25 protein-coding genes and 1 other RNA gene are annotated in these 26,104 nt (G+C 56.7%); 13 read left to right on the forward strand and 13 right to left on the reverse strand.

Translation table 11 applies throughout. The annotated features are described in order from the left end of the window. Nucleotides 1–3: 3 nt before the first annotated feature. The 3 genes from PFY00_RS17295 to PFY00_RS17305 all read right to left on the reverse strand — a co-directional run bounded on the left by PFY00_RS17295 (nucleotide 4) and on the right by PFY00_RS17305 (nucleotide 4,467). Complete coding sequence (locus PFY00_RS17295; RefSeq protein WP_271433844.1) at nucleotides 4–2,295, reverse strand: right-handed parallel beta-helix repeat-containing protein; 2,292 nt, start codon at nucleotides 2,293–2,295, stop codon at nucleotides 4–6. Between the two features lie 116 nt (nucleotides 2,296–2,411). Next, nucleotides 2,412–2,828: a DUF4864 domain-containing protein gene (locus PFY00_RS17300; protein WP_271433845.1), complete on the reverse strand. Its 417-nt coding sequence runs from the start codon at nucleotides 2,826–2,828 to the stop codon at nucleotides 2,412–2,414. 61 nt (nucleotides 2,829–2,889) lie between these two features. Further along, nucleotides 2,890–4,467 carry a lysine--tRNA ligase gene (locus PFY00_RS17305; RefSeq protein ID WP_271433846.1) on the reverse strand — a complete coding sequence of 526 codons (1,578 nt, stop codon included), beginning with the start codon at nucleotides 4,465–4,467 and terminating at the stop codon, nucleotides 2,890–2,892. Nucleotides 4,468–4,573: 106 nt separating this feature from the next. On the opposite strand from PFY00_RS17305, the gene PFY00_RS17310 reads away from it, so the two are divergent. Together PFY00_RS17310 and PFY00_RS17315 are read left to right on the forward strand one after the other, a co-directional pair. Next, nucleotides 4,574–4,996, forward strand: coding sequence for a tellurite resistance TerB family protein (locus tag PFY00_RS17310; protein ID WP_271433847.1), 423 nt, complete (start codon nucleotides 4,574–4,576; stop codon nucleotides 4,994–4,996). Between the two features lie 156 nt (nucleotides 4,997–5,152). Further along, on the forward strand, nucleotides 5,153–5,581 hold the full coding sequence (locus tag PFY00_RS17315; RefSeq protein ID WP_271433848.1) for a L,D-transpeptidase: 429 nt from the start codon (nucleotides 5,153–5,155) through the stop codon (nucleotides 5,579–5,581). A 47-nt stretch (nucleotides 5,582–5,628) separates the two neighbouring features. Here PFY00_RS17315 and dacB read toward each other — a convergent pair whose 3' ends face one another. Further along, on the reverse strand, nucleotides 5,629–7,134 hold the full coding sequence (gene dacB / locus PFY00_RS17320; RefSeq protein WP_271433849.1) for a D-alanyl-D-alanine carboxypeptidase/D-alanyl-D-alanine endopeptidase: 1,506 nt from the start codon (nucleotides 7,132–7,134) through the stop codon (nucleotides 5,629–5,631). A 58-nt stretch (nucleotides 7,135–7,192) separates the two neighbouring features. Continuing rightward, nucleotides 7,193–7,855 (reverse strand): nicotinate-nucleotide adenylyltransferase, encoded by a 663-nt coding sequence (locus tag PFY00_RS17325; protein WP_271433850.1) that lies wholly within the window; start codon nucleotides 7,853–7,855, stop codon nucleotides 7,193–7,195. Between the two features lie 124 nt (nucleotides 7,856–7,979). On the opposite strand from PFY00_RS17325, the gene ettA reads away from it, so the two are divergent. Continuing rightward, nucleotides 7,980–9,635 (forward strand): energy-dependent translational throttle protein EttA, encoded by a 1,656-nt coding sequence (gene ettA, locus PFY00_RS17330; RefSeq protein ID WP_271433851.1) that lies wholly within the window; start codon nucleotides 7,980–7,982, stop codon nucleotides 9,633–9,635. A gap of 90 nt (nucleotides 9,636–9,725) precedes the next feature. On the opposite strand, the gene PFY00_RS17335 is transcribed toward ettA, so the two are convergent. Further along, complete coding sequence (locus PFY00_RS17335) at nucleotides 9,726–10,196, reverse strand: DUF2938 domain-containing protein (protein ID WP_271433852.1); 471 nt, start codon at nucleotides 10,194–10,196, stop codon at nucleotides 9,726–9,728. Between the two features lie 244 nt (nucleotides 10,197–10,440). On the opposite strand from PFY00_RS17335, the gene PFY00_RS17340 reads away from it, so the two are divergent. The 5 genes from PFY00_RS17340 to PFY00_RS17360 all read left to right on the forward strand — a co-directional run bounded on the left by PFY00_RS17340 (nucleotide 10,441) and on the right by PFY00_RS17360 (nucleotide 15,446). Then, the gene (locus tag PFY00_RS17340; RefSeq protein WP_271433853.1) at nucleotides 10,441–10,647 is read left to right on the forward strand and encodes a cold-shock protein; all 207 of its coding nucleotides are present in this window, start codon (nucleotides 10,441–10,443) and stop codon (nucleotides 10,645–10,647) included. A 290-nt stretch (nucleotides 10,648–10,937) separates the two neighbouring features. Beyond that, nucleotides 10,938–12,326 carry a cysteine--tRNA ligase gene (cysS, locus tag PFY00_RS17345; RefSeq protein WP_271433854.1) on the forward strand — a complete coding sequence of 463 codons (1,389 nt, stop codon included), beginning with the start codon at nucleotides 10,938–10,940 and terminating at the stop codon, nucleotides 12,324–12,326. Next, the gene (gene cimA / locus PFY00_RS17350; protein ID WP_271433855.1) at nucleotides 12,323–13,933 is read left to right on the forward strand and encodes a citramalate synthase; all 1,611 of its coding nucleotides are present in this window, start codon (nucleotides 12,323–12,325) and stop codon (nucleotides 13,931–13,933) included. The genes cysS and cimA overlap by 4 nt, the downstream gene beginning before the upstream one ends. Continuing rightward, the gene (locus PFY00_RS17355; protein ID WP_271433856.1) at nucleotides 13,933–14,652 is read left to right on the forward strand and encodes a class I SAM-dependent methyltransferase; all 720 of its coding nucleotides are present in this window, start codon (nucleotides 13,933–13,935) and stop codon (nucleotides 14,650–14,652) included. The genes cimA and PFY00_RS17355 overlap by 1 nt, the downstream gene beginning before the upstream one ends. After that, nucleotides 14,649–15,446, forward strand: coding sequence for a squalene/phytoene synthase family protein (locus tag PFY00_RS17360; protein WP_271433857.1), 798 nt, complete (start codon nucleotides 14,649–14,651; stop codon nucleotides 15,444–15,446). Before PFY00_RS17355 ends, PFY00_RS17360 begins: the two co-directional genes overlap by 4 nt. Nucleotides 15,447–15,622: 176 nt before the next feature. Here PFY00_RS17360 and PFY00_RS17365 read toward each other — a convergent pair whose 3' ends face one another. The 4 genes from PFY00_RS17365 to nudC form a co-directional block, all read right to left on the reverse strand. Beyond that, nucleotides 15,623–17,044, reverse strand: coding sequence for an FAD-binding oxidoreductase (locus tag PFY00_RS17365; protein WP_271433887.1), 1,422 nt, complete (start codon nucleotides 17,042–17,044; stop codon nucleotides 15,623–15,625). Between the two features lie 2 nt (nucleotides 17,045–17,046). Further along, nucleotides 17,047–17,865, reverse strand: a complete 819-nt coding sequence (locus PFY00_RS17370; protein ID WP_271433858.1) for a DUF4198 domain-containing protein — start codon at nucleotides 17,863–17,865, stop codon at nucleotides 17,047–17,049. 56 nt (nucleotides 17,866–17,921) lie between these two features. Then, nucleotides 17,922–18,389, reverse strand: a complete 468-nt coding sequence (locus PFY00_RS17375; RefSeq protein WP_271433859.1) for an SRPBCC family protein — start codon at nucleotides 18,387–18,389, stop codon at nucleotides 17,922–17,924. Between the two features lie 62 nt (nucleotides 18,390–18,451). After that, entirely contained in the window at nucleotides 18,452–19,420 is a 969-nt protein-coding gene (gene nudC / locus PFY00_RS17380) for an NAD(+) diphosphatase (RefSeq protein WP_271433860.1), read from the reverse strand. 196 nt (nucleotides 19,421–19,616) lie between these two features. On the opposite strand from nudC, the gene PFY00_RS17385 reads away from it, so the two are divergent. Continuing rightward, on the forward strand, nucleotides 19,617–21,449 hold the full coding sequence (locus PFY00_RS17385; protein WP_271433861.1) for a 5'-nucleotidase C-terminal domain-containing protein: 1,833 nt from the start codon (nucleotides 19,617–19,619) through the stop codon (nucleotides 21,447–21,449). Nucleotides 21,450–21,501: 52 nt separating this feature from the next. Continuing rightward, nucleotides 21,502–21,840, forward strand: a complete 339-nt coding sequence (locus PFY00_RS17390; RefSeq protein WP_271433862.1) for a hypothetical protein — start codon at nucleotides 21,502–21,504, stop codon at nucleotides 21,838–21,840. Nucleotides 21,841–21,853: 13 nt separating this feature from the next. On the opposite strand, the gene PFY00_RS17395 is transcribed toward PFY00_RS17390, so the two are convergent. Beyond that, the gene (locus PFY00_RS17395) at nucleotides 21,854–22,972 is read right to left on the reverse strand and encodes a THUMP domain-containing class I SAM-dependent RNA methyltransferase (RefSeq protein ID WP_271433863.1); all 1,119 of its coding nucleotides are present in this window, start codon (nucleotides 22,970–22,972) and stop codon (nucleotides 21,854–21,856) included. An 81-nt stretch (nucleotides 22,973–23,053) separates the two neighbouring features. Here PFY00_RS17395 and ffs point away from each other — a divergent pair. Next, an RNA gene (ffs, locus tag PFY00_RS17400) (signal recognition particle sRNA small type) lies at nucleotides 23,054–23,152 on the forward strand. A 23-nt stretch (nucleotides 23,153–23,175) separates the two neighbouring features. On the opposite strand, the gene PFY00_RS17405 is transcribed toward ffs, so the two are convergent. Further along, nucleotides 23,176–23,334 carry a Tat pathway signal protein gene (locus PFY00_RS17405; RefSeq protein ID WP_271433864.1) on the reverse strand — a complete coding sequence of 53 codons (159 nt, stop codon included), beginning with the start codon at nucleotides 23,332–23,334 and terminating at the stop codon, nucleotides 23,176–23,178. Between the two features lie 90 nt (nucleotides 23,335–23,424). On the opposite strand from PFY00_RS17405, the gene PFY00_RS17410 reads away from it, so the two are divergent. Then, nucleotides 23,425–24,534, forward strand: coding sequence for a pyridoxal phosphate-dependent aminotransferase (locus PFY00_RS17410; RefSeq protein ID WP_271433865.1), 1,110 nt, complete (start codon nucleotides 23,425–23,427; stop codon nucleotides 24,532–24,534). Nucleotides 24,535–24,632: 98 nt separating this feature from the next. Continuing rightward, complete coding sequence (locus PFY00_RS17415; protein ID WP_271433866.1) at nucleotides 24,633–24,860, forward strand: histidinol phosphate aminotransferase; 228 nt, start codon at nucleotides 24,633–24,635, stop codon at nucleotides 24,858–24,860. Nucleotides 24,861–24,866: 6 nt separating this feature from the next. Here PFY00_RS17415 and PFY00_RS17420 read toward each other — a convergent pair whose 3' ends face one another. Then, on the reverse strand, nucleotides 24,867–26,072 hold the full coding sequence (locus PFY00_RS17420) for a pyridoxal-phosphate-dependent aminotransferase family protein (protein ID WP_271433867.1): 1,206 nt from the start codon (nucleotides 26,070–26,072) through the stop codon (nucleotides 24,867–24,869). Nucleotides 26,073–26,104 lie beyond the last annotated feature (32 nt).

The raw sequence follows: 26,104 nt of genomic DNA on the forward strand, positions 1-26,104 counted from the left end.
GATTCAGATGTCCATCCGGACCATCATGGTCACATCTCCCAAAATGGGCTCTGACCAGACGACATGAACACGGTCTTGCGAAGGTCCCTCACGGGTCTGGGTGTATGGCATGTCGTAGCGTGTGGTGTTGTTTTCAGCCCGAGGCCGGGATCGGTTGACCAAGCTCTCCACTTCCATGGCATATCCGTTGAACGGCAAACGATCATCGGTATCGACTTCCCAAATCTGCGCATGCGTATTCTGGGAATGCCTGACCAACAGCGGATTTTCCGACCCGCGTTCGATGTTGTGATAGGTATTCCCGGAAAAATAGACGTTCTTCATCCGCGAATAGTCCAACGGAGCAAATGAGGTATCGACGCGTTCTGCCCGGTTGATCGTTCCGCCCACACAGCGGAACGTGTTGCCCGAAACATTCATGCCATTGATGATATGATCAGTGCCATAGGGCTTCACGACGATAAAACTGAACCATGGTGCGACATTCGACGCGAGGAAAACATTGTCAGTGATCGACAATCCTGCAAATCCGAAACCCCCGGTAAAGTCAGGCTCGGGTTCGCGTTCATTGGTCCATTCGATATGGCAGTTGTCGATATAGTTCCCGTTGATCTGGGTGTTACAAGCTCGTAGGCACACAACAATCCCGGCGCTTCTGATCCCATTTGCGCTTTCGTCACCTTGGAAAAAGTGGTTCCCGGTGATGATACCATGCGATCCACTGACAACCGCAAAATGTCGGAACTGGCTTGCACGGTTATTGCGAATTTTCACGTCGTTAGCGTTTGTATTGATTGCCACGCCAACCCTGTTTTGCGTCAGGACGCCGCCCTCGCGGCTGATGAACTGGTTATGGTCAATCAGCATACCCTGACACCCATCACCAATCGAGGTGATCCCGCGATGTCCGGGCCGATTGAACACACAATTGCGGATCACCATAATGGTTCCCAGCGGCGCGAGCATCACACCGCTCGCTTCTTCGTTACACTGAAATTCGATATCTTCGAGTTCGAACTTATCGAGTTTCGAAAAGCCGCTGAAATCCAGCAAATAGCGATAGCGCGTAAAGGTATAGCTTTGCCGGCCAACGGCATCTGACAGCGGCTGGCTCAGCGTGATTTCCTGCGCTCCGACATTGATCGATTTCACATAAATCTCCCGGCCGACACCGGCCCCCTGAACAAGACTGCCCACTTCGATGTTGGCGATATTGCTTACGCTTGTCAGCCGCGACTGATTACTCGCGCTGTACGTCGCCTGGCTGGTGACTGTGGACGATGTCCAATTGCCATTGTCCTCGGCACGCAACTGGCCGTTTCGGATAACCCGACGCTGTGCATAGCTTGCCCGGTTCGGGACAATGGCCCGAACATCAACTGGCTCAGATATCGAAACGCGCCGACCACCCAAGTCCAGACTTTCGTGATCCGCGTTGTTCATCAAGGATTGTATAGCCTTGCGAAAGGCCATGTCTTCGTCGCCACCAAATGCGTCGATATACGCCGGCAGGTCGAAGTTTTTGGTCAAAGACAAGATGGCGTCGGTCGGCATGGTGACCTGACCTTCGAATTGCACCCTGCTGTTGAATTCAACCGAATTGGCCAAATAGTAGGTGCCCGCCGAAATCAGCACTCGACGACCATTGGCCGCCTGATCAGCAGCTTCAAAGGCCGCGCTGTCATTGGTCGTCCCGTCACCCACGGCGCCAAAATCTCTGACATCCACGACATTCACCAAGTCAGACAGGAAAACCCCAGTGATGTCCTCGACCACAATGTCGTCAATCCGCACAACGCCGCCATTGGCTCCAGTCAGGTCAAGCCCGACATGCGCATAGTCAGGGGCCAAGCCCCAAACCATATCTACACCGCCCCGGTTCCCCGCACCGACAATGGCCGAAACTTCGACAACTTCGCCATAAGACGTCAGCGCAACCGCGTCTCCTTCTGTCACAACCCCGCCCACCAGCGCGCCGTTGGACATACTCGGCCGTGCAGCAATTCGAACAGATGGCAGTGCCCCTGCAACGGCCTTTACCCGGGCTGTGATACGCAGATAGCACCCCGGCAAAATGGGGGTTTGCCCCATATACCGCAGACGCTGCGTGCTGTCCGCTTTTTGAATTTCCAGACACCCGCCAAAGTCCTGATCAGCGGGCACAAACGCTGCGCTGGCGTACCCGGAATAAGTCGCAGAACCGGGTGTGCCATCGCCGCGCGACCACTGCCCCAAAGTATCCTGCGAAAAGGCTGTGGGCATGAAAACCACACCATCGGTAATCGCTTTGTTCATCCTGATCCCTTTCCTCAAACTGAGGCGCATGCCCCGCGTGGGAGAGGGAAATATCAAGCGATCCTTAACGTGTTCTGGCCTGACCGTTCGGTCGGTGTTGCAACACCAATGTCGGTTTAAGCGCTGACATCCGGCGGCGGAATGAACTGAACACCAGCTATGCGCCACTGTCCGTCCTGACGGATCATCGCATAGGCCAATGCATGGGTAACGCCTTGAGCATCCACAACAATAACGGTCTGAAAATACCGCCCGCCAAGTTCGGTCAGATTGCCAAAACGCAGGTCATCCGGTCTCCAGACCATCGGATAGCCGCGTTGCACCATTGTTCCGAAATTTTCGGGTGTTCGGAACATGTTTTGAATATTGGGTGCGGCAAACGAAAAGGCGGTATCAAAATCATCTGCCTTGAAGGCTTCGATTTGCTGCGCGATCGTAGCTTCAATCTCCGGGTCCGGGCTCAGAATTTCCTGAGCCCAAAGCGCGCCTGTCATCGCTGCAAATGCGATCAAGCTCAAAACAAATCTACGCATTGTTCTCTCCCTTGGCCTGAACCAAGGGTAGATCGCGCCGACCGCAGGTCAAAGTCTGGTGTCAGCCCAGCTCGCCTGCGAGACCACGCTCAATCAGTTCGACAGACTCTTTTACGCCGTACAAAGCGACAAACCCGCCGAACCTTGGTCCCTGGCTTTGTCCCAGCAGAACTTCGTACAGGGCTTTGAACCAATCCCGCAGAGGATCGAACCCGTGATCCTTGCCAACTGCAAAAACGATGGTCTGAAGACTTTCGTCATCTGTTTCGCCATCATGTGCCCGCAAACGATCCGCCAGATCCTGCATCGCGGCTCTTTCTTTTTCATCGGGTGCCCGGAACACCTTGGTCGGTTTGACAAAATCCTCGTAGTATTTGACTGCAAACCCAGCCGCCTGATCCAGATCCTGATGCGTGTCGGGGCTTGCGTCCGGCGCATAGCGACGAATGAAACCCCACATCGCATCCTTGTCCTCGGCACCGGCCGCGCTGGCCAGATTCAGCAACATGGAAAACGGCACGACCATTTTGCTTTCAGGGACGTCGCCACCGTGGATGTGCCAGACAGCGTTGTTGACCTGTGCCTTTGCATCCTGCGTCGGATACGCCCGCAATTGCTGATGGTACTCGTCAACAGCCTTTGGAATGACGTCAAAATACATACGCTTGGCCGTTTTCGGCTTTTGGTACATGAAATAGGCCAACGACTCCGTGCTGGCATAGGTCAACCATTCGTCGATCGAAATACCATTGCCCGACGACTTTGAGATTTTTTGCCCCTGATCGTCCAGAAACAGCTCATAGCTGAAATGGTTCGGAGGCGTGCCGCCAAGAGCCCGGCAAATCGCGTCATAGATCTTTTCGTTGGTGGCATGTTCCTTGCCATACATTTCGAAATCCACGCCGAGCGCGGCCCAACGTGCACCGAAATCCGGCTTCCACTGCAACTTCACATTCCCGCCCGTGACAGGCAGCGTCCACTCACGACCGTCTTCATCGTCAAAAGTGATCTCGCCTTTTTCACCATCCACGTTTTTCATGGGGACGTACAAAACACGTCCTGTTTCGGGGTGGATCGGCAAAAAGATCGAATAGGTCGCGGCGCGTTCTTCGCGCAGCGACTTCAACATGATCTCCATCAGCTTGTCATAACGCTTGGCCGCGAGCAGCAGGATTTCGTCGAATTGGCCGGATGCATAGAACTCGCGCGCCGAATAGAACTCATAGTCGAACCCAAAGGTATCAAGGAACCTGCGCAACATCGCGTTGTTATGGTGGCCAAAGGATTCGTGCGTTCCGAACGGATCCGGCACAGAGGTAAGCGGGCGCTGAAGATGTTCCTGCAACATGTCCTGCTGCGGGACATTGCCTGGCACCTTTCGCATCCCATCCAAATCGTCCGAAAAACAGATCAGCTTGGTGGGGATATCAGAGAGCAGCTCAAACGCCCGACGCACCATCGTTGTCCGCAAAACTTCGCCAAACGTCCCGATATGAGGCAAACCCGAAGGGCCATAGCCGGTCTCGAACAACACATATCCGTTCGCCGGCGGTGCCTTTTCATACCGTTTGACCAACCGGCGTGCTTCTTCGAAAGGCCAGGCTTTCGCGCTCATCGCGGCATCACGCAGATCGGACATCGGAAATTCTCCTAAAAGGCGGTTTGAGCGCGCTTCCTATTGCGGCGCTGGGGCGGCGTCAATAAATTGAACAAGAACCAATGCTTTTGCCCCGAAAGGCCAGCCAATGTCCGAGCTTGCTCACCCCCTCAGCCCACAAGACTGCCTCGTGGCGCTGATGATCGCAATTTCTGCCTCTGATGCGGAAGTGCGCACCGCTGAACTGGTCAAGATCGAGTCGGCTGTGAACAACCTGCCGATCTTTGCAGATTATGACGCCGACCGGGTGCGCGTCATGTCCAGCATTGTTTTCGAACTCTTCGAACAGGAAGACGGCCTTGATGCGTTGTTTGGACTGATCCGGGACAATCTTCCGGAGCGTCTGTTTGAAACCGCCTATGCGCTGGCCTGCGATGTGGCCGTGGCTGACGGCACCTTGCAGGAAACAGAACTGCGCTTGCTCGAAGAAATCCGTTATGAGTTGGAAATCGACCGCCTGCACGCAGCTGCGATCGAACGCGGATCCCGTGCAAGGCATATGCCCGCCTGAACAACACCTCCGGCTTCGTGCGTTTTCTTTCAGTCTGTCAGAATAGTTGAACAGGGTCTGGATTCTCTGACTGGCGAATTTTTGCCGGTTCGATAAAGTTTACCTAGGGTCTGCCAACCCAATTTTAAAAACGCATTCGAATCCTGGAGGGTTTCCATGAACCGCTTCTTCGTAGCCGCGCTTGGCGTGGTCATGATCAGCCTGCTTCCTATGGCCAGCATTGCCGCACCACTGGTTGCAAAGGTTGATGTTTCATCTCAAACAATGACGGTCATTCATAACGGAAAAGTCGCCTACCGATGGCCAGTCTCGACAGCGCGCAAAGGTAAATGGACGCCGCGTGGCGCTTGGACAGCAAAGTGGCTTTCGCGCCATCATAAATCCAGCTTGTACAACAACGCCCCGATGCCCTACTCGATTTTCTTTAGCGGCAACTATGCCATTCACGGCACAAACCAGATCAGTCGCCTGGGGCGGCCAGCATCCGCCGGATGTGTGCGCCTGCATCCCGAGCACGCAGCCGTGCTCTTTCGCCTGACCCAGAAGGTCGGCAAGCGGAACATGAAGGTCGTCATTCAAAACTGACCGGGTGACAGGCAAGCGGGCGGATCAAACTTCGCCTGCTTGTTCACTTAGGCGGCGTAGACGATGCCCCAGCGTTCGATCAACGCCTGTTGCAACGCCTTGGCCCGCCGGTTCCATTCGACGCCGCCGCGCGGTCTTTCGCGCTCTTCCACGCTGAGCGAGGCGCGCTTGTCCAGATTGGCGGCAAAGATCGCGAACACAAGTTCACTGCCATCGGGAAGATCGACATACCCGGCAAGCCCGCTGACAAAATTCAACGTCCCGGTTTTGGCCTGAACGGACAATGGATGATCCTTGATGATCTTCCGCTTTTCATCCCGCATCGCAAAGCCCTTCATCAAGGCTTTGATCCCGGTTTTCTGACGCAATTGGTGCAACGCTGACATCATATCTGATGCGCTGATCCGGCTTTGGTCCCCCAGTCCGGAATGATCAACGAATTGCATGGTCGACAGACCGAACTGCGTGTTGGCCCATTCATTCATAGCCTTCGCCGAATCTTGGCTTCCCGATACGGGCAATCCCCTTGCCTGGGTGGCCGCGATACCGACGACTTCGGCAGTGAGGTTTGTGGACCATTTGAGCATATCGCGCACAATGATCCGCAAGGGCGGGCTTTGTACGGTGACCAACACACTGCCTTCTGGTTTGCCCTCAACCAATTGAGGCGTAGAAAGCTTGATTCCGTGCGCGGCGGCAAGGCTTTGGAACACTTCACCGGCATAAAGCGCAGGTTTTCGAACCGGCAACCAACGCGCACCACCATTGCCCAAAGCACCCTTGGCCACGGTCCAGTTATCCCGGCCACTTGCATTGCTGTAAGTGTAAATCGGTGCGCTGCGTGGCTCGACCCGCATCCGCGCGACGCGCACGGCAGGACGCAGGGTTTCGCTACGTGCATCCATGGTGACGGTGTAGTCCGCACCAGACTTTCGCCATTCGAAATGAACGCGGTTGTAGTTCAGATTCAACCCCGAGACCGCCGGGTTATAGCCAACATGCGGCGGTTGCTGGGCGTCGATCTCTTCGGCGTAGGGCAAATGCCCCTGCCAAACTTTGAATGCGCCACTACAACCGTTTACGCCATCAGCCTTCAGTTGCGCCGCCATCTCAGCCAACTTGTCAGTATCCAGCGTCGGATCTCCGCCCCCCGCAAGAACCAGATCGCCCTGCACGATGCCTTCGGCGTCCAATGGGCCGGTCGCAATAATCCTGGTTTCGAAATGATACCCGGGTCCAAGCACATCCAACGCATATGCGGCTGTAATTGCCTTGGCCACACTGGCCGGAGGTTGACCACGCTCGGCAAGATGGGTTTCCAAAACTTCGCCGGTGGTGGCACTTGCCACACAAAATCCGACGCTGCCGCCCAGTTTGGCCCGTTCAATCAGTGCTTCGGCAGGTGGTTGGATTTGCCGCAAAAAATCTTCGGACCGACTGACCGGACGAAGCGACGTTGCCGGTGCGCCGGCGAGCAAGGGCTTGGCACCCAAAAGCACAGAAAATGCGCCCAAAGTCTGCAGAAATACGCGTCTGTAAAAGGTCTTGGTCATGCGCGGGATTTAAACCTTTCCTGCGTCATGGGACAAGCGCACAGTTGCAACGCGCAATTCACTTTTTCCCGAGCCTTTGTTCAACCCGGTTCCGCCCCCAATGTCCTTGGTCGCGGATACGCGTCGAACTGATGTCCAGCATCGGGACATTCAAGAAACACCATCGAGGGGCCGGGCCCATCGCCAAAGCGCCGCTTTGGCGTGAATGCAGTCTGGAATTCCTGAAAATTCTGGCAGCCGGTGATCCCAGCCCAGCCATGCGCTGCCCCGGCCGTGCCAGAACACCCACCGGTACCCGCGTCATGATCTGTTGCCAATCTTTCCACCGATGGAATTGCGCGAGGTTGTCGGCCCCCATCAGCCAGGTAAATTCAACACGCGGAAACAGGTCCTTAAGGGCTTGCAGGGTCTCGGCTGTATAGCGCGTGCCCAATCGCACTTCGATGTCGCTCACATCAATGCGGGGATGGTGCAGCAGTCGCCGGGCAGCCGCAAGCCGATCACCCATTGGTGCCGGTGCGTTTTCCTTGAGCGGATTGCCCGGACTGACAAGCCAGATCACCCGATCCAGACCAAACCGGTTCAAAGCCATTCGGGATATATGCCGGTGCCCGGCATGCGGCGGATCAAAAGACCCGCCAAGCAATCCGACCCGCATATGTGGCCTGACGACAATACCGTTCCCAAAATTCAATCCGGTTTCCCCTCTGTCGGATGCCATGGATACGCCTGGCAAGGGCAGGCATCAACCAGTTGGTCGTGGAACACTGCAAAGCACATTGCCCCGGACCGGCCGCTTCGCTATCTGTGCCAAGAATTTCCGAAGCGACGCAGGGAGCAGAGCAATGGCAGCCTATCAGTACGTCTACCACATGGATGGTGTTTCCAAGACCTATCCGGGCGGTAAGAAAGTGTTCGAAAACATCCGCCTGTCGTTCTTGCCCGGCGTCAAAATCGGTGTTGTTGGTGTAAACGGCGCCGGTAAATCGTCCTTGATGAAAATCATGGCCGGGATCGACAAGGATTTCTCGGGTGAAGCTTGGGCCGCAGAAGGCGCCAAAGTCGGCTACCTGCCGCAGGAACCAAAACTCGACGAGTCACTGAACGTTCGGGACAACGTGATGCTCGGCGTTGCCGAGAAGAAGGCCAAGCTGGATCGCTTCAACGAGTTGGCCATGAATTATTCCGATGAAACCGCGGATGAAATGGCCCAGCTTCAGGACGAAATTGACAGCCAGAACCTGTGGGATCTCGACAGCCAGATCGACGTTGCAATGGAAGCGCTGCGCTGCCCCGCGGACGATGCCGAAGTCGCTACACTGTCCGGCGGTGAACGCCGCCGGGTCGCATTGTGCAAGCTGCTGCTCGAAGCGCCCGACATGCTGCTGCTCGACGAACCGACAAACCATCTGGACGCCGAAACAATCGCATGGTTGCAAAACCACCTGATCGAATACAAGGGCACCTGCCTGATCATCACCCACGACCGTTATTTTCTGGATGACATCACAGGTTGGATTCTCGAACTCGATCGTGGCCGCGGGATCCCATACGAAGGCAACTATTCGGCATGGCTTGAACAGAAGGCCAAGCGGCTCGAACAGGAAGCCCGTGAAGACAAGGCCAAGCAGAAAACGCTTGAACGTGAATTGGAATGGATGCGCCAAGGCGCAAAAGCCCGTCAGGCCAAGTCAAAGGCCCGGATCAATTCGTACAACGAACTGGCAAATCAGTCAGAACGCGAAAAACTGTCTCGTGCGCAGATCATCATCCCGAATGGCCAGCGTCTCGGGTCAAAGGTGATCGAGGTCGAAGGCCTCAAGAAGGCCATGGGCGACAAGCTTCTGATCGAAGATCTGTCCTTTTCGCTGCCCCCCGGCGGCATTGTCGGTGTCATCGGGCCCAACGGCGCGGGCAAGTCCACACTGTTCAAAATGCTGACGGGTCATGAAGAGCCGGACGCCGGCACACTGGAATACGGCGACACGGTGCAACTGTCCTATGTCGATCAGTCTCGGGATGATCTGGCCGCAAATGACACCGTCTGGGAAGCCATCACTGGCGGGGCCGAGCTGATCAAGCTGGGCGACGCGGAAATGAACTCCCGCGCCTATTGCTCCGCCTTCAACTTCAAGGGCGGAGACCAGCAGAAAAAGGTCGGCCTGCTGTCAGGCGGTGAACGCAACCGCGTTCACATGGCTCGCCTGCTGAAAGAAGGCGGCAACGTCATTCTGCTCGACGAACCGACCAACGATCTGGACGTGGAAACATTGCGCGCCCTAGAAGATGCTTTGGTCGATTTTGCGGGCTGCGCGGTCGTCATCTCTCACGACCGTTTCTTCCTCGACCGTATCTGCACGCACATCCTTGCCTTCGAGGGCGAAGCGCATGTGGAATGGTTCGAAGGCGGCTTTACCGACTACGAAGAAGACAAAAAGCGCCGACTTGGTGCTGATGCGTTGGAGCCAACGCGCATGAAGCACAAGAAATTCACGCGCTAAAAACAGGCACCTACAGATTTCGAACGGGGGCGGCGCGAGCCGCCCCTATGCGTTCAAGAGCAACTTGTCTGGCTGGCGTCACCGTCCATTTCACACAAGTGCGCCAATCCACATGCCCAAGGCAAACACCGTATGCGCCAACAGCCCCATGACGCGCACTTTCCATGGCTGCGGCGTCTTGGATGCGGCCCACCCCAGCCCCATCCCCGGCTGCAACAAAAACCAACCGGCGGCGATCGTCGCCAGCGAAAACAGCCAAAGTGGCACAAAACTCGGATTGGCCAGCCAAGCGGGCCCAGCAATCAATACAAACGCCACGCCATAAAGCACGCCGACGCCATAGTGCACGGCCCAGCCCAATCCGATTTCGCCACCAATCGGATCAACCCGCGCAATATCGTCGTGGAACACTGTGCCAGATGGCAAATGTCCGGCCCACCGGCCCACATTGCCCCAGTTTGGCAGCGGCTGACCGAAAAACCGGTTCAACAGCATCGCCCAAACATCCATTGCGACGGTTCCCAACAGCCCCATGATGATACCAGTCGTGATCAGTGACATACGTCTCGCCCCTTTAATTTCCGCCAAACGGGTCATGTTTCTGCCGTTCCGTCAATCCCCGCACAAAACCGCCGCCTCCCTGCAATATCCTTTACAGGTCACCGGCAAGCTGTCATACGCCCCCTTGCTACGTTATCTCTATCGATCCCCTGTCTTCCCTAACCGGCTACAGCGCACTCGATCTTGCACTGACTACGCCGGGCCGTTGCATCATGCGAACGGCGCAATTTAAGGAGACACGGATATGGCCAACGGCACCGTGAAATGGTTCAACGCCACCAAAGGTTTCGGTTTTATCGAGCCTGAAACAGGCGGCAAAGACGTTTTCGTCCACATCTCGGCTGTTGAGCGCGCAGGCCTCACCGGTCTGAAGGACAACCAGAAAGTGACCTTCGATCTGGAAGCAGGCCGCGACGGTCGCGAAAGCGCGACAAACATCGCTCTCGCCTGATCGATCCGGACAACGTCCGATCAGATTTCGAAACGCCCGGAGCTTTCGCTCCGGGCGTTTTCTTTTCCGAACGGCACATATGTTCACGGCCGCGCCGGAGCGCATTGCAAAACCATTGTTGTTTTTTGAAGCTCGTGTTAATCCGACGTCATGAAGACGCGCACACCCAATATTTGCTGCATTATCACCTGACATCAGCCGGGATCCCCCCGGCTATCGGCGGGCGGTCTTCTATTCCAATCCAAAGCGCAAGTTGCTAAGCCCGCCGCGACCATCGCGAAGGACGGCCCATGCATTTGCATCTGACCAATTCCAAGAGCCGCCGCAAAGAGCGGTTTGAGCCAATCGACCCGACGAATGTCAGGCTCTATTTGTGCGGCCCGACTGTCTATGATCGCGCCCATCTGGGCAACGCAAGACCGGTGCTGGTGTTTGACGTTCTTTATCGCCTTTTGACGCACATCTACGGCGACGATCACGTCACATATGTGCGCAACTTCACCGACGTAGATGACAAGATCAACGCGACTGCTCTGGCCCGCAAAGAGGCCGGGGCGGCAGGTTCGCTTGAGGATTTGGTTCATGAACGGTCGAATGAAACGATCGGGTGGTACCATGCCGACATGGATGCGCTCGGCGCACTGCGCCCCAATCACGAGCCCCGCGCGACGCAATACGTTACGCAAATGGTCGAGATGACGCAGATTCTGATCGACAAGGGATTTGCCTATGCCAAGGACGGCCATGTCCTGTTCCGTGTGCGGGAATACGACCGATACGGCGCACTGTCCGGCCGGTCCGTCGATGACATGATCGCAGGCGCGCGCGTCGAAGTTGCGCCTTTCAAAGAGGATCCAATGGACTTTGTCCTGTGGAAACCCTCGGACGATGAGCTTCCGGGCTGGGACAGCCCATGGGGTCGCGGACGCCCCGGCTGGCACATTGAATGCTCGGCCATGGCCAAGGCGCTGCTGGGGGATGAATTCGACATCCACGGCGGCGGAAATGACCTGACCTTTCCACACCACGAAAATGAAATCGCCCAAAGCTGCTGCGCCAACGATACGGATCGCATGGCACAGGTTTGGCTACACAACGAAATGCTTCAGGTCGAAGGCAAGAAGATGTCCAAGTCATTGGGCAACTTCTTTACCGTGCGGGATCTGCTGGACAAAGGCGTGCCCGGCGAAGTGATCCGTTTCGTGATGTTGTCCACGCACTATCGCAAGCCGATGGACTGGACCGAGAAAAAAGCAGAAGAAGCGGCAACCACACTGCGCAAATGGCGTGCGATAACCCAAGACACAGACACGGGTCCAATCCCAGAGGCTATCATTGCCACATTGTCGGACGACTTGAATACTGCCGGTGCGCTGGCCGAACTGCACCGCTTCGCCGCGGCCGGAGATGCCGGATCGCTCAAAGCGGGGGCATCTGTGTTGGGTCTTCTGGATGACACACTTGGCGGTTGGGACATCGTACAAGTTGATCTGAGCAGCTTTGCCGATCAACTGTCCGAAGTCCGTGCGAAAGCGATGGAAACCAAGGACTTCTCTGAGGTCGACAAACTCAAGCAAGCCCTGACTGATGCAGGCGTCGAAGTTCGCATGTCGAAGGACGGGGTCGAATTGGTGCCCGGTGCTGGTTTCGACGCGTCCAAGCTGGAGGGTATGGCATGACCGAACGCCTCTATCTATACGACACCACCCTGCGCGACGGGCAGCAAACTCAGGGTGTGCAATTCTCTACGGCTGAAAAACTGCGCATTGCCGAAGCCCTCGATGAGCTGGGCATCGACTACATCGAAGGCGGCTGGCCGGGTGCGAACCCGACGGATAGCGCATTTTTTGATGAGGTCCCGCAAACACGCGCGAAGATGACGGCCTTTGGGATGACAAAACGCGCAGGGCGTTCCGCTGAAAACGACGACGTGCTGGCGGCCGTGATGAATGCCGGTACACAGTCAGTGTGTCTGGTCGGCAAAAGCCACGATTTCCATGTGACCCGGGCTCTTGGCATCACGCTTGAGGAAAACATCGAGTCTATCCGCGCTTCTGTTGCCCATATCGTTGCTCAGGGTCGCGAAGCCTTGTTCGACGCCGAACATTTCTTTGACGGCTACAAAGCAAATCCGGCATACGCGCTGGAAAGCCTGAATGCCGCGCTCAAAGCCGGGGCCCGCTGGGTTGTGCTCTGTGACACCAATGGCGGCACCCTGCCCGCCGAGATCAGCACCATCGTGTCCGAGGTCATAGCTGCCGGAATTCCCGGTGATCATCTGGGCATCCATACACACAATGATACGGAAAACGCTGTCGCCGGATCATTGGCCGCCATCGATGCTGGTGCACGGCAGATCCAAGGCACTCTTAATGGGTTGGGCGAACGATGCGGAAACGCCAACCTGACCGCGCTGATCCCGACGCTACTGCTCAAGGCGCGCTATGCAGGCCGTTTTGAGATCGGTGTCAGCCTTGACGCACTGGAAGGTTTGACCCGCATCAGCCGGATGCTGGACGAAATTCTGAACAGGGTGCCGCAAAAGCAAGCCGCCTTTGTGGGGGCATCGGCCTTCGCGCACAAAGCCGGCTTGCACGCCAGCGCCATTCTCAAAGACCCATCGACATACGAACACATCGAACCCGCGGCCGTTGGCAATCGGCGGATCATTCCGATGTCCAATCAGGCAGGCCAGTCCAATCTGCGCCGCCGGCTCGCGGATGCTGGCTTGTCGGTGGAAAAAGGCGACCCGGCTTTGGCCCGCATACTCGAACGGGTCAAGGCACGGGAAACCGACGGCTACAGCTACGATACGGCCCAAGCCAGCTTTGAACTGCTGGCACGGGAAGAACTGGGCCTGTTGCCCGAATTTTTCGAAGTCAAACGCTACCGCGTGACCGTTGAACGCCGGAAAAACAAATACGACAAAATGGTCTCCCTCTCCGAGGCCGTGGTCGTGGTTAAGGTGGATGGTCACAAAAAACTGTCCGTCTCGGAATCCATGGATGAACTGGGATGCGACCGGGGGCCCGTGAACGCGCTTGCACGCGCACTGGCCAAGGATCTGGGGCCCTATCAGGCGATGATCGACGACATGCGATTGGTTGATTTCAAAGTGCGGATCACCCAAGGCGGGACCGAGGCTGTCACACGAGTCATAATCGACAGCGAAGATGGAAAAGGCAGGCGCTGGTCCACGGTCGGCGTAAGTGCAAACATCGTGGACGCCAGCTTTGAAGCTCTTCTGGATGCCGTTCGCTGGAAACTGGTCCGAGACCAAGCCTGATGGATTGGGAGTCTTTCTTTACCGTTCATCAGGATCTGCCCCGTGAAGGTCCCGGGAGTGACGAAGACGTTGAGTGGGCCTGTGCGCTGGCCGAAGTCGCGCCAGAGGCGGTGATCTGCGATGCGGGCAGCGGTCCCGGCGGCGACATAGCGGCTCTGTTGAGCTGCGCACCAAACGGGCGCGTCGTGGCTATCGACAAGTACTTTGGCGATGCTGCCGATCGACGCTATGCCTCCGATCCGCGCGTACGTGGTATCAAAGCCGATTTTGCGGACCTCAACCAACTCGCAGAAGCGCCCTTTGACATGATCTGGTCAGCCGGGGCTTTGTATTTTCTTGGTCTTGAAAACGCCCTTGCCAGCATGGCACGCGCGCTCAAACCAAATGGCGTTCTGGCATTTTCCGAACCATGTCGCTTGGTGAATGATCCCAGCCCCGAAGCGGTTGCATTCTTTGAGGGATATCCGATGCGAACCGGTGCCGAGATCGCCGAATTCGCGCGCCAAGCCGGGTATGACGTTTTAGGCCAGCGCACGGTGTCTGACGCGGGCTGGGAGGCCTACTTCCAACCCATGGAAGCGCGCATCAAAACGCTTCGACCCAAGGCCGACAATGCATTGTCCGAGATGCTGGATCTTTGCGCCAAGGAAGCTGCCGACTGGCGAACATATAAGTCAGAGGTAGGCTACATGCTGACAGTTTTGCGTAGCGCATCATGAGTGATCCATTTGCGGACCCGGACCTGATCGCCTGTGCGGAAATCGTGCAAAAGGGGGATCCTGACAGATTTCGCGCGACCATGGCTGCCCCGGTCGAAGCGCGAGCCGTGATGTTCCCGATTTACGCGTTCAATGTCGAAGTCGCGCGCGCGCCCTGGATCACCAAGGAACCCTTGATTGCCCAGATGCGTTTGCAATGGTGGGCCGACGTTCTCACCGAAATCGAAACCGGAAGCATCGTCCGCAGGCATTCAGTGGCAACACCGCTGGCCGGCGCCATCAATGCCGGTGCCGCCAAGGAGCTGCAATCCATCGTCAGCGCACGGGAAATTGACCTAGAACGCGCTCCGTTCGACGATCAGCCCGCGCTAAACCACTATTTGGAGAACACCGCAGGCACGCTTTGTCGGGTGGTGGCAACCGCTCTGGACAGCAGGGCAAAATCCCTTGAAACCGAGTTGACTACTTGGGGCGCAGCCGCTGGATTGGCCCGCTATTTGCAGGCAGTACCGCAGTTGGTTGCACTGGGAAAGCTGCCTTTGCCTGACGGCAGACCCGAAACTATTTCGGAGATGGCGAGCTCAAGCCTGAACACGCTGGAAGCACTGGGACGGAATGCAAAGTTGCGAACTTTGGGCAAAACACTCGGCGCCTCGCGTCCGGCTGTATTGGAATTCTGGAAAACCAAAGCGATCCTGCGCCAAGCCATGAAAGAACCGGAACGTGTCGCGGACGGGCACCTTTCGACCAGTGGATTTGGTGATCGCGCAAGGCTGATTTGGACCGCCCTTTAGCAAAGGGAGTTTTTGGCCTCAATCACCCCCGCCGTCACCATCACCGTCAAAAAAGTCGAACCCGCTTTTGCCGCCACCATCAAGGCCGCCATTTCGGTTTTTTGATTTGCGGCGGACCAAAAGAACGCACAAGGCCAGCAAAACCAGCCCTCCGACAATATGGCTAGCGGTCAGGTTCATTCCGAGACGGTTGCGGGTATGACTTTACCCGGGTTCAGAATATTCCGAGGGTCAAGCGCAGCTTTGATTGCCCGCATGGTTTCGATCGCGACCGGGTCCTTGCGGCGGGCCATAGACGGCAATTTGGTCAGGCCAATTCCATGCTCCGCGGAAAACGATCCCCGCAGAGCCAGAGCTTCATCCTCACAGGCAGCCATGATTGCATCCGCGTGCTGCGGGTCATCCTTGCTTGGCCAGACCGTGTAGTGGATATTCCCATCGCCCAAATGCGACACGGTGATTGCCGTTGCCTCCGGATCAAGCGCTTTCAAACGGGCATTGATGCTTTCCAGAAATACCGAAACATCATCAAGCGCGACCGCAATATCGTTGTTGACCAAAGGCTTGTGCGTCAGGCTGACTTCAGCCGCAGCTTCGCGCATCGCCCACATTTCACTTCGCTGAGCCTCGGATTGCGCAACAACCGCATCGACGACAGCCCCTTCCTCCAGCAAATCACCCAGAGCAGCCTCAAGATAGCCTGTGATTGGCACGGTTCCATCAGCGTCTGGCTCAATATCCCGCGGTGCTGTCGCGCCAACTTCGACCAGCAAGGTCACCGGTGCCGGCTCAGAAAGAATGGGTCGCTGATCAGGATGCATCGCGTGATAGGCCCGCAGATAATTCGGGCACATGTACTCAAACGCTTCGACAGCGCCGCCCGTAATCTCTTGCAGCCGGTTCAGCAGGATCAAAGCCTCGCCAAGCGTATTTGTTCCGACCACAGCGGTCGCATAGGCACCCGGTTTCGGGACGAGCTTAACAACAGCGGCCGTAATCACACCCAAGGTGCCCTCGGCACCAATCACCAGGTGTTTTAGATTCAGGCCGGAATTGTCCTTGTGCAGCGCACTCATCAAATCCATGACGCGGCCGTCCGCGAGGACGACCTCTACCCCCAACACCAGATCCCGCGTGTTTCCGTAGCGCAGAACATTCGACCCGCCAGCATTTGTGCTGAGCATGCCGCCGATCCGGCAGGACCCGCGAGCGCCGAACGTCATTGGAAAGCTCAGTCCTTCTTCCTCGGCGGCCGAATGCAGTTCCGACAGGACTACACCTGCTTCCACCACAGCCGATCGGGCGTCTTTGCGAACTTCGCGTATCTGGTTCATCCGATCCAGAGAAAGCATGATCGCGCCTTCGCCCTTTGTCCCACCGGCCAAACCTGTGTTTCCGGACACTGGAACCACGGGCAGGCGCGCCTCATAGGCTGCCGCCAATACGGCTGAGACCTCTTGGGTGTTGGCAGGACGTGCGACGCACAATGGAGTCCAATGATACTGGCCTGTCCAGTCTTTGGTCCACGCATCCATATCCTTGCCTGTCGCCAGCCCCTTTTCGCCCAGAGCCGTCGCGAGACAATCCAGAATATTCATATTCATTTCCGCACCTCAAAAGTCAGTGACGCCCAGAGGCTTTCCCAAACTGGGGCCCCTTCGGTTTCAGGCTCAATCGCGCGCAGGACCACATGGTCCGCCAGATAAACATGGTCTGCTTTGACCGGCAAAAACACGACACCTTCGTCGTCAGTTGTATGAAGGCTGATTGCCACCTCGCCATCAGGAGCGCGCTCAAACAGTTCGACCTGCGCCTGCCCGCGCGCTGTGCCTTCGTACAAAACCTTGACCTTCAAGCCGTTGGCCAGATCGTCGGTATAGGGGTTCGATAAGGCAACGATCTCTGCCACAAGACCCAATTCGCGATCAGCCCCTGCCCCATCACCAACCGCAATCAGAGACTTCGCATGACGCGAATACCTCTCTTTGAAACCTGTCTGTGGAAGGCCTCTGGCTTCATGCTTGGCTATCGCCGAGACGAAATCCTTGTGCTTTGCAAAGTTCTGGAACTTTTCCCACTCGCGATAGGTCAGGGTGTAGTCGCGCGTGACGTGAACGACCGTGATCAGCCCTGCGCCGGGGGCTTGCATAGACAGCGCCGGACGATCACCAGCGCGGCCTTCAACGTCAATTAAAGCATCGCCGAAAACCAATTCAAAACGTTGGAAATTCGGCGGAACGAACGCATATCCCGCGCCTTCGAAATTTTCACCAACTCTGATGTTGGCTTCAATTTGCTCATCGGCGTCTATCTGAAAATCCAAAGGATCGATCCAGAACTCATGCGCTGCAGCAGAACTCGCAAAAACCGAAAAAGCCACAACAACACCCACCAGAGACCGTTTCAAAGCATTCGTCATCGAGCTTTCTCCAATTGGATGTCGGATCTGCCCGATGGGCAAAATCCTGTTGTGTTCTACCCCTGCGCGCGCAGACGGTTTTCAAGGTCTTTGGCGAACAAGGCGATCCGCTTGCGGAACCGTTTGTCGATACCACCTTTGGCCAGCTTTAGAGACTGCACCAAAAGTCGGGCCGAAAGCGTTTTGGGCTGTAGTTCGGAATCAATGTTCACGCGCGTTCTTGCACGGGACAATGCAACCATTTCGATGCGTGTTTCCGCTTCCAGACCGCCAACTTTGGTATGGAACACCAAACGTTCCGGCTCATAGCATTCGCGCAGCTTAATGTCCGCGTCACGGCTCTTGCCCCGAAACTTGAAACGCGTGTTCCAGCTCATACCGGGCGCGACCTCAGCAATGGAATCTGTCCTGCGCACCTCGACGCCGCGACGCAAGGCCTGGCGCTCGATAGTCTCAAAGTCAGTCAAAGCAGCGAACACTTTGTCCATAGGCGCTTCGATATCTTCTTTTGCGGTTAAATGCATATTTTCCTGCCCTGGTTGCCTGCGTGGGGTCTTTTCGCGCTCAAGGTAACGCAAAGATGCGGTCACTCCAATCTATCAGCGAGCCAGTTTTGCAGTAAAAAATGTGCGATTGCCCCTTTGCGCGCCGGTAGCAGGCCCTCTCGCAGCCCCGCATAGGCGTCGGCGACCTCTTCTCGCGTCACCCAGACGGCATCTTCGATCTCATTCGGATCAATGTTGATTTCATCATCCAGCGCTTCGCCATGTGCGCCAATCATCAATGATGCGGGAAACGGCCAAGGCTGGCTGGCAAGATAGCGGACCTGGCCAACCCGAATACCCGCCTCTTCATACACTTCCCGGCGAACCGCTGCCTCCATGGTCTCGCCCGGCTCAAGAAAGCCAGCCAGACAGGAATACATGCCTTCTGGCCACCCCGGAGATCGTCCAAGCAAACACCGATTGCCATGTGTAATGAGCATAATCACCACAGGATCGGTACGCGGGAAATGATGCCCGCCGCAGGCTGGGCAAATTCGCTGCCATCCTGCCATATGAATTTCGGACCGGGCACCGCATTTCGAACAAAAGCCATGGGTCTCATGCCAGCCCCGAATGGCCTTGGCCGTAGCCGCCAGTTCGGCGTCCCGCGCGCTGAGCCGGGTCATGATCCCTCTCAACTCGGCAAATCTCTGATCGTCGTCCAAAGTCGGATGGCTCTGCTCGGTTGGATCGAGGAATGCATCAAGGCTTTCCTGGTCCAGGCCTTCGGGTTCATATCCCGAGATGTCATGGGCAAAAACATGGCTTCCATTTTCCCGGCCCAGAAACACCGGTGCTTCGTCAGTTTCGGCCAAAATTGGGTGCGTCATAGGCAACCGGGCCAAAACAAGATCCTCTGTGCCCTGAACCAGTGGCTTTCCACGCCACAGAATGATCACCCGAGAGTCAGAAGATTGCATCGCATCGGCCAGAGCCGGAATATCCCCCCGCAATTCTGCTGCACGATCCAGCCCAGATCCCCCGAAGGTTACCGCTTCGGCATTCTTCATTTTCGTCTCCTGCAGGAAATTGGTCTGGCCAAGATATATAGCGTTTTCGAAGAGCTACAATTTCTTAGCGTTCGTTTAAAGGCGAATAGAATTTGCGCGATTGATGAGTACGACCGCTCCCTTGGATCCTAGCGGCTTTTAGTTGCCGTGAATGCATGACAATCTAAGATTGCAAAAAAGCCAGTCTGGATCCCGAATGAAAACGCCTTGCCCGCTTCCCAATCCTGCGCGGAAAACAACGGTGCAATTGCGAATTCTGGCGACAACGGATCTGCATGCCAGTTTGGCCCCCTACGATTACGACACGGATGCGCCGCACGACAATCCGTGCCTCGCCGCATTGGCAGGGGTGATTGAACAAGCACGGGCCGAAACGGAAAACTGTATTCTGTTGGACAATGGCGATCTGCTACAGGGGACCGCCACTGGCTTCATGTTTGCGCAGCAAGTACGCGAACAAAACAATAGTTCTACGCCTCATCCGATCATTTCAGCGATGAATACCCTGCGATACGACGCCGCCGGGCTGGGCAATCATGATTTCGACTACGGCACAGAAGTTCTCTGCAAAGCCGTAGAACACGCGAATTTTCCGATCATTCTGACCAACGCCATACAAGCCGCTGAAACAAAGCTAGGTCTTCCAAGACCCCTATTCTCAACCAGCGAAATCCTGACCCGCGAAGTGGTGGATGAAACCGGGAAACGCTTCAAACTTCGCATCGGCGTTATTGGCTTGTTGCCGCCCGAAGTCATGATGGGGCTGCAGCACCGCACGAACTCGTGGCTCGAACTCCAAGACTGCATGCACGCAACACGGGAAACCGCGGGCAAGCTGCGGGCAGAAGGCGCAGATATTGTCGCAGTACTGGCCCACACCGGGATCGGCGCAAACCGACCCAAGGAAGACCCCAATTCGCTGGCACACCAGTTGATTGGGTCGCCTGAAATTGACGCTGTAATTCTCGGTCACAGCCACGAAGTCTTTGCCCAATCCGGCACCCAACTCGGCAGAGTCGCCATCCAGGCCGGGCATAGCGGATCTCATCTGGGGTTAATCGATCTGCACCTGCATGGCACAGAGGGCGCGTGGAACCTTGTTTCGGCGCAGGCGAATGTTCGGCCTTCATCTACAGCCTTTACGCCTGAAGAGGTAGAACCATCAAAAGCCTTTGCAGCCCAATTCGCGACCGCCCACCGGGCAACCGCTGCATTAATGCGCCAAGTGGTGGGTCAAACGACGCGCCCTTTGCACAGTTACTTCTCGCGGATCACCAGTGCTTTGCCGGAACGGTTGATTGGACAGGTTTTGCGCGATCACACCGCGCGCCGCCTATCAGACATCAACGCCGATGGGGTTCCAGTCCTCGCGGCCGTCCCCCCGACCAAGTGCGGCGGCCCTGACGGCTCTGACCATTTTTGCGATGTCCCCCCCGGGCCAGTTTCCCTTCGGCATTTGCTGCAACTTTATCCCTACCCAAATAGATTTGCCGCCGTTCACCTGACCGGCGATGACCTGCGCACTTGGCTGGAGCGTTCCGCGCAGACATTTCTGACCGTTCGGCGCGGGCAAACGCGGCAGACGTTGCTGAATCCCGCAACGCCTGGCTATCTCTTCGACAGCCTTGAAGGGTTGACCTATGCCATCGATATTTCGCGGCCGGCTGGCGAACGAATTTCGAGCATCCAACATGCAGGCAAACCAGTTTTACCCGATGACGTGTTTATCGTGGCTATGTCTGATTTTCGTGCTTTTGGTGGCGGAGGGTATTTGGGTTCCGACCGCAACATTGTGATATTTGAACCCGAAACCGATGTGTTTTCGTTGTTACAAAGTCACATCGCGGAATTTGGCAGCAACCGCATCCCAGACCAGCCAACCTGGCGGTTTTCCCCGCTTCCCGGCACCTCCGCTGTTTTCGAAACAGGAAAACATGCCCGCAACTACGCCCGGCTGGATTGCCTTCCTGAACTGAATGACCTTGGCGATAGTTCCAATGGCTTTGCTCGCTTTGAACTGATGCTGTAAGACTGACGCGCACCGCGCCTTTGGCGGACCCACGTTTAGAAATGAGTAACCGATGTTCAAATTCCTGTTCGGCATGGCAACAATGGCTGCATTGGCGGCCTACGTCACAAACCCCACGCAAGAAGACGCCGAGGCCGAGATGCGCGTGCAACTGATGACTGCCTTGGCCAATGAAGACCTAAAAGGCAAAAACGGGGCCGAAACCGCCGCACTTCTGGGATGCCGGCTTAATCCGGACACCTGTTATGACTTGTTGCGCTCAGGCATCGAAATGACCTTTGAGGACCGTCACCTCTATTCCAAGCTGGAGTTGGAAGGCTTTGAAAGATCGGCAAACTGCTATGGCCTGTACACAAGGTTCATCTGCCCGGGCGGCCTAAAGAAAGACTGATCCAAACACTCAGTCAGCGCAGCGCGTCAGTCCTGTACAACTTGACCGACAACCCACCAAAGGCCACGGGTGGCCCGGCAGGAACAAATGGCAGGCCGGTGGCCTTGGCCAGTCCACCGTCTGATGTGACAATGCCTACGCGCCAGCCACCAAAGTGCTCTTTCAGAACAGACCCGAGCGAGCCGTAGAGACCAAACAGCAAATTGCGATTGCCGATGCGCGCGCCATAGGGCGGGTTTACCATGACCAGACCTGGCGGACCTTCGGGACGGCGCAGTTCGCTGATCGGCTGGCGTGTGAACGTGCAAAATTCAGCGACGCCCGCCCGTTCGGCATTGGCATGGCTGTTTCGAATGGCGCCATCGTCCCGATCGTAACCGCGAAACAGCAAACCCTCTTTAACCGGGCTTGGCGTAGCAGCCTTGGTCACTGAAATTCGCTCAGCAATCGCCAGATCCTCAAATGCAAAGCGGCGGCTTCGGCCCGGATCGAGACCAGCCGCGATTTCCGCCGCTTCGATCACAAATGTTCCAGAGCCGCACATGGGATCGATGACAGGTTCCTGCCCCGCATACCCACATTCGCGCAGGAAAAGAGCAGCCAGGGTTTCCCGCATGGGCGCTTTTCCAACCGCTTCTTTGTGGCCCCGTTTGTGCAGTGGATCGCCCGATGTATCTATGCTGAGCGTCACAAGGTCGTCTTCGATCCGGACCATAATGCGCAGTTCAGCGTCGTTCGACAACGGTACACCGGCTGTTTCAGCAATCGCGCGCTCTACTCGCTGGCGCGCTGCCCTGTCGTGGTAGATCTTGGATTTGCGACAGACCGCTTCGACGCGAACCGGGATATCCGGGCGCAGCAGTGCGGCCCAATCAACTTTGCGCGCGCGTTTGTCCAGCTGCGCCAGATGGAATGCCCGGAATGAGGCAAACCGGGCCAAGATTCGCCCTGCTCCCCGCAACTGCACATTGGCGCGGGCGACCTCGTCCCATGAGCCTTGGAAGGTAACACCTCCGGGAACACATACCGGTTCCGCAAAGTGTTTCTCCAACACTTCCTCGCGCAGTGTTTGCTCGAGGCCCGGAGGAGCGGCGGCGAAAATCTCGAATGCTTCGGTCATGCCTGCAGCCATATCCCAGCGCCTGCCAAAGAGCGAGAGCGCAGATCCAAGCCTGCCGTTGCAATCCGCTCAGGCCTGCCTTACATGGATCACCGAGAGGTTGGCGCGGGCAAGCGCCTCGCCAACCCGGTCAGGTCCGGAAGGAAGCAGCCGCAACGAGCCCCGCTTGGGTCGATGTCCAGCCTCTCACCTTTCTATCCCAGCAGATTCGCACTCTAGGGAACGATGCGATCTATCGCGCGCATCGCGCCGATGCTTTTATCGTAAACCAAGGTCAGAACACGTTTCTGTCGAAGCGCGATCTGCGGAACGGTGCGTACAGCACCGGCGGCAAGCGTTGCCGCGATAAAACCGCGGCGCGTCAGGGCGGGCATGGACAGCCCTCCATTTTGTTGCGAGTGATTCTCATGTGGGGATTGTGATGTCCAATTGCAACCCGCGCGCGGGCTGGCCATAGTACATCCATGACCGGACCTAGATACCCTGCCCTGATTCAATCCCTCCCGGAAACCGTGCCTTTTGTCGGCCCCGAAGTTCAGGAAAGGACCTTGGGCCGGCCATTCCGCGCCCGCATTGGTGCAAATGAATCCGTTTTCGGACCATCTCCCGAGGCGATTGCCGCCATGCAGGCAGAATCTGCCGAAATCTGGAAATATGCGGACCCGACTAACCACGATCTGAAACACGCATTGGCAGCCGATATGGGATGCTCCACCGACAATATCATTGTCGGCGAAGGCATTGACGGACTTCTGGGGTACATTGTGCGACTACTGGTGGAACAAGGGGACACGGTGGTTACGTCCGATGGCGCCTACCCCACGTTCAATTACCACGTGGCCGGTTTCGGCGGCGTTCTTCACAAAGTGCCTTACAAGGACGATCACGAAGATATCGACGCTCTTTTGTCCAAGGCCGCCGAGGTGAACGCCAAACTGGTTTATCTCGCCAACCCGGACAACCCGATGGGCACTTGGTACGACGCGGCGCATATCGAAAAAGCACTGGATCAGATCCCCGACGGCACCGTCCTTGTGCTTGACGAGGCCTACATAGAATTTGCGCCTGCCGGGACAGCCCCGAAAATCGATCCCGAAGACCCCCGCGTCATTCGGTTTCGCACCTTCTCGAAAGGATACGGCATGGCCGGCGCACGCGTTGGTTATGCATGTGGCGCAAGTGCTTTGATCCGGGCCTTTGACAAGGTGCGCAATCATTTCGGGATGAACCGGGCAGCGCAGGCTGGCGCCTTGGCAGCCCTCGGCGATCAGGCGTGGTTGCAAGAGGTTGTTTCCAAGGTCTCCAGCGCGCGCAATGAAATCGCAAAGATCGCTGCTGGCCACGGGCTGACCGCCCTGCCGTCTGCAACAAATTTCGTGGCGCTGGATTGCGGAAAAGACGGAGACTACGCCCGAGCTGTGCTGGCAGCTTTGGTCGAATCTGGCATTTTTGTCAGAATGCCGTTTGTGGCCCCACAGGATCGGTGCATCCGTGTCAGCGCAGGGAAACCAGAGGACATTGCCGCCTTTGCAGAAGCACTACCCGCCGCGCTGGACCGAGCATCAAAGCCTTAAGACGGCAGTCACACTCAGGCTTTTCGCAAAAGTGACCTGACAGACGCAGAAACTGCGCTATTCTGTCACGGGCAAGGGCACTGCGAAAGGACACTGCCATGATGGACAGCAACCATCCCAAACGGGTCGAGGACTACACGACCGCAAACATGGTGCTCTTGTTCGTCAATCTTTTGTGGATATTCGGCGCAGTGTGGACCGCCTGGGGCATCGGGGCCGTCATGGTTCTGGGGGCGATCCTGAACCACGCCATCACCCGGATCGAAATTGCCCGAAGACGTCACGCAATCTACATCACGTCGCGCGGAAAAAACGCACCAGACTAGACAGCATCAGGTCTGCACGGATTGCGAAATCACTGACGCGGCGGCGCTGACGCCCCCCTGTCCGTGTGGAATTTCCAATGCGCCGAGTCCGGCCTCCACAACGCCGAGCATGCCCAAAATCATATGTGCATTCACATGCCCCATGTGACCAAAGCGGAAAAACCCGGTGCCGTTGGGGTCATCAGGTTCGGACATGCCCAATCCTATCCCCAAAGTCACACCACCGTTTTTGTCGGTCCATTCGCGCAGTCGGCTGCCATTGGGCGCGCCAAGGCGCGCGGCGGTCACGGCATGACTGCGATTGACCGGATCCGCGATGTTCAGCGTCAATGGTCCACCGTCTGCCCAAACATCACATGCGGCCCAAATTGCGCGCGCCAGTGATTCATGGCGCTGCCAGATGGCCTCGATCCCTTCGGATTTGATCATGTCCAAGGCAGCACGCAGCCCGAACAGGTGATGCGTGGGCGCAGTTCCATCGAAATACTGGTAGAATACCTCAGGGTTCGCCCGCGGCGACCAATCCCAGTACCGAGACACCCGCGGCATCGATTTCCGAACGGCATCAGCTCGATCATTGAAGAACACGAAGCCAAGACCCGGCGGTGTCATCAACCCTTTTTGCGAACCGGTGATCATGACGTCCACGCCCCATGCGTCCATCTCAAACCGATCACACCCCAGCGACGCGATGCAGTCCGCCATCAGCAACGCCGGATGCCCCAATTCGTCCAAAACGGCCCGGAGTGGCGCAATTTCAGAGCGAACCGAGCTGGAGGTATCGACATGAACGGCAAGGACAGCCTTGATTTCATGGTTTTTGTCCGCAGCCAAAGCCGCGCGCACCCGTTCCGGATCAATCGGCGTCTTGATCCCGTGATCCAGAATATCGGCCTCGATTCCCATGCCCTCGGCCATGTCCGCCCAGCCATAGGCAAAACGACCACAGGCAGGCACCAGCACCTTTTCGCCCGGGGCAACCGTATTGGCGAGCGCTGCCTCCCAAACGCCGTGCCCATTTGCAATGTAGATCGCAACCTGCCCGCTGGTCCTTGCCACATAACGAAGATCGGGGATCAGGGTCGCGACCATCTCTGGCAACGCGCCTTCATAGATATTCGGGGCCGCCTGATGCATGGCTTGCAACACGGCATCAGGCATGACCGAAGGACCGGGAATAGCCAGATACTGGCGTCCGTTGGACAATGTCATTGCAGGAACTCCTATGGCGCAAATCACGCCCT

The sequence above is a fragment of the Thalassococcus lentus genome, assembly GCF_028023555.1.
Lineage (GTDB): Bacteria > Pseudomonadota > Alphaproteobacteria > Rhodobacterales > Rhodobacteraceae > Thalassococcus_A > Thalassococcus_A lentus.

What these genes read in the sequence shown, in the direction of transcription:
- cysS (WP_271433854.1), top strand. Translation starts at nt 10,938, where the DNA reads ATGCATTTGCATCTGACCAATTCCAAGAGCCGCCGCAAAGAGCGGTTT.
- PFY00_RS17305 (WP_271433846.1), bottom strand. Translation starts at nt 4,467, where the DNA reads ATGTCCGATCTGCGTGATGCCGCGATGAGCGCGAAAGCCTGGCCTTTC.
- PFY00_RS17340 (WP_271433853.1), top strand. Translation starts at nt 10,441, where the DNA reads ATGGCCAACGGCACCGTGAAATGGTTCAACGCCACCAAAGGTTTCGGT.
- ettA (WP_271433851.1), top strand. Translation starts at nt 7,980, where the DNA reads ATGGCAGCCTATCAGTACGTCTACCACATGGATGGTGTTTCCAAGACC.
- PFY00_RS17420 (WP_271433867.1), bottom strand. Translation starts at nt 26,072, where the DNA reads ATGACATTGTCCAACGGACGCCAGTATCTGGCTATTCCCGGTCCTTCG.
- nudC (WP_271433860.1), bottom strand. Translation starts at nt 19,420, where the DNA reads ATGAAGAATGCCGAAGCGGTAACCTTCGGGGGATCTGGGCTGGATCGT.
- PFY00_RS17410 (WP_271433865.1), top strand. Translation starts at nt 23,425, where the DNA reads ATGACCGGACCTAGATACCCTGCCCTGATTCAATCCCTCCCGGAAACC.
- PFY00_RS17405 (WP_271433864.1), bottom strand. Translation starts at nt 23,334, where the DNA reads ATGCCCGCCCTGACGCGCCGCGGTTTTATCGCGGCAACGCTTGCCGCC.
- PFY00_RS17370 (WP_271433858.1), bottom strand. Translation starts at nt 17,865, where the DNA reads ATGACGAATGCTTTGAAACGGTCTCTGGTGGGTGTTGTTGTGGCTTTT.
- PFY00_RS17355 (WP_271433856.1), top strand. Translation starts at nt 13,933, where the DNA reads ATGGATTGGGAGTCTTTCTTTACCGTTCATCAGGATCTGCCCCGTGAA.
- PFY00_RS17315 (WP_271433848.1), top strand. Translation starts at nt 5,153, where the DNA reads ATGAACCGCTTCTTCGTAGCCGCGCTTGGCGTGGTCATGATCAGCCTG.
- PFY00_RS17335 (WP_271433852.1), bottom strand. Translation starts at nt 10,196, where the DNA reads ATGTCACTGATCACGACTGGTATCATCATGGGGCTGTTGGGAACCGTC.
- PFY00_RS17360 (WP_271433857.1), top strand. Translation starts at nt 14,649, where the DNA reads ATGAGTGATCCATTTGCGGACCCGGACCTGATCGCCTGTGCGGAAATC.
- PFY00_RS17385 (WP_271433861.1), top strand. Translation starts at nt 19,617, where the DNA reads ATGAAAACGCCTTGCCCGCTTCCCAATCCTGCGCGGAAAACAACGGTG.
- PFY00_RS17395 (WP_271433863.1), bottom strand. Translation starts at nt 22,972, where the DNA reads ATGGCTGCAGGCATGACCGAAGCATTCGAGATTTTCGCCGCCGCTCCT.
- PFY00_RS17375 (WP_271433859.1), bottom strand. Translation starts at nt 18,389, where the DNA reads ATGCATTTAACCGCAAAAGAAGATATCGAAGCGCCTATGGACAAAGTG.
- cimA (WP_271433855.1), top strand. Translation starts at nt 12,323, where the DNA reads ATGACCGAACGCCTCTATCTATACGACACCACCCTGCGCGACGGGCAG.
- PFY00_RS17390 (WP_271433862.1), top strand. Translation starts at nt 21,502, where the DNA reads ATGTTCAAATTCCTGTTCGGCATGGCAACAATGGCTGCATTGGCGGCC.
- dacB (WP_271433849.1), bottom strand. Translation starts at nt 7,134, where the DNA reads ATGACCAAGACCTTTTACAGACGCGTATTTCTGCAGACTTTGGGCGCA.
- PFY00_RS17365 (WP_271433887.1), bottom strand. Translation starts at nt 17,044, where the DNA reads ATGAATATTCTGGATTGTCTCGCGACGGCTCTGGGCGAAAAGGGGCTG.
- PFY00_RS17325 (WP_271433850.1), bottom strand. Translation starts at nt 7,855, where the DNA reads ATGGCATCCGACAGAGGGGAAACCGGATTGAATTTTGGGAACGGTATT.
- PFY00_RS17300 (WP_271433845.1), bottom strand. Translation starts at nt 2,828, where the DNA reads ATGCGTAGATTTGTTTTGAGCTTGATCGCATTTGCAGCGATGACAGGC.
- PFY00_RS17295 (WP_271433844.1), bottom strand. Translation starts at nt 2,295, where the DNA reads ATGAACAAAGCGATTACCGATGGTGTGGTTTTCATGCCCACAGCCTTT.
- PFY00_RS17310 (WP_271433847.1), top strand. Translation starts at nt 4,574, where the DNA reads ATGTCCGAGCTTGCTCACCCCCTCAGCCCACAAGACTGCCTCGTGGCG.
- PFY00_RS17415 (WP_271433866.1), top strand. Translation starts at nt 24,633, where the DNA reads ATGATGGACAGCAACCATCCCAAACGGGTCGAGGACTACACGACCGCA.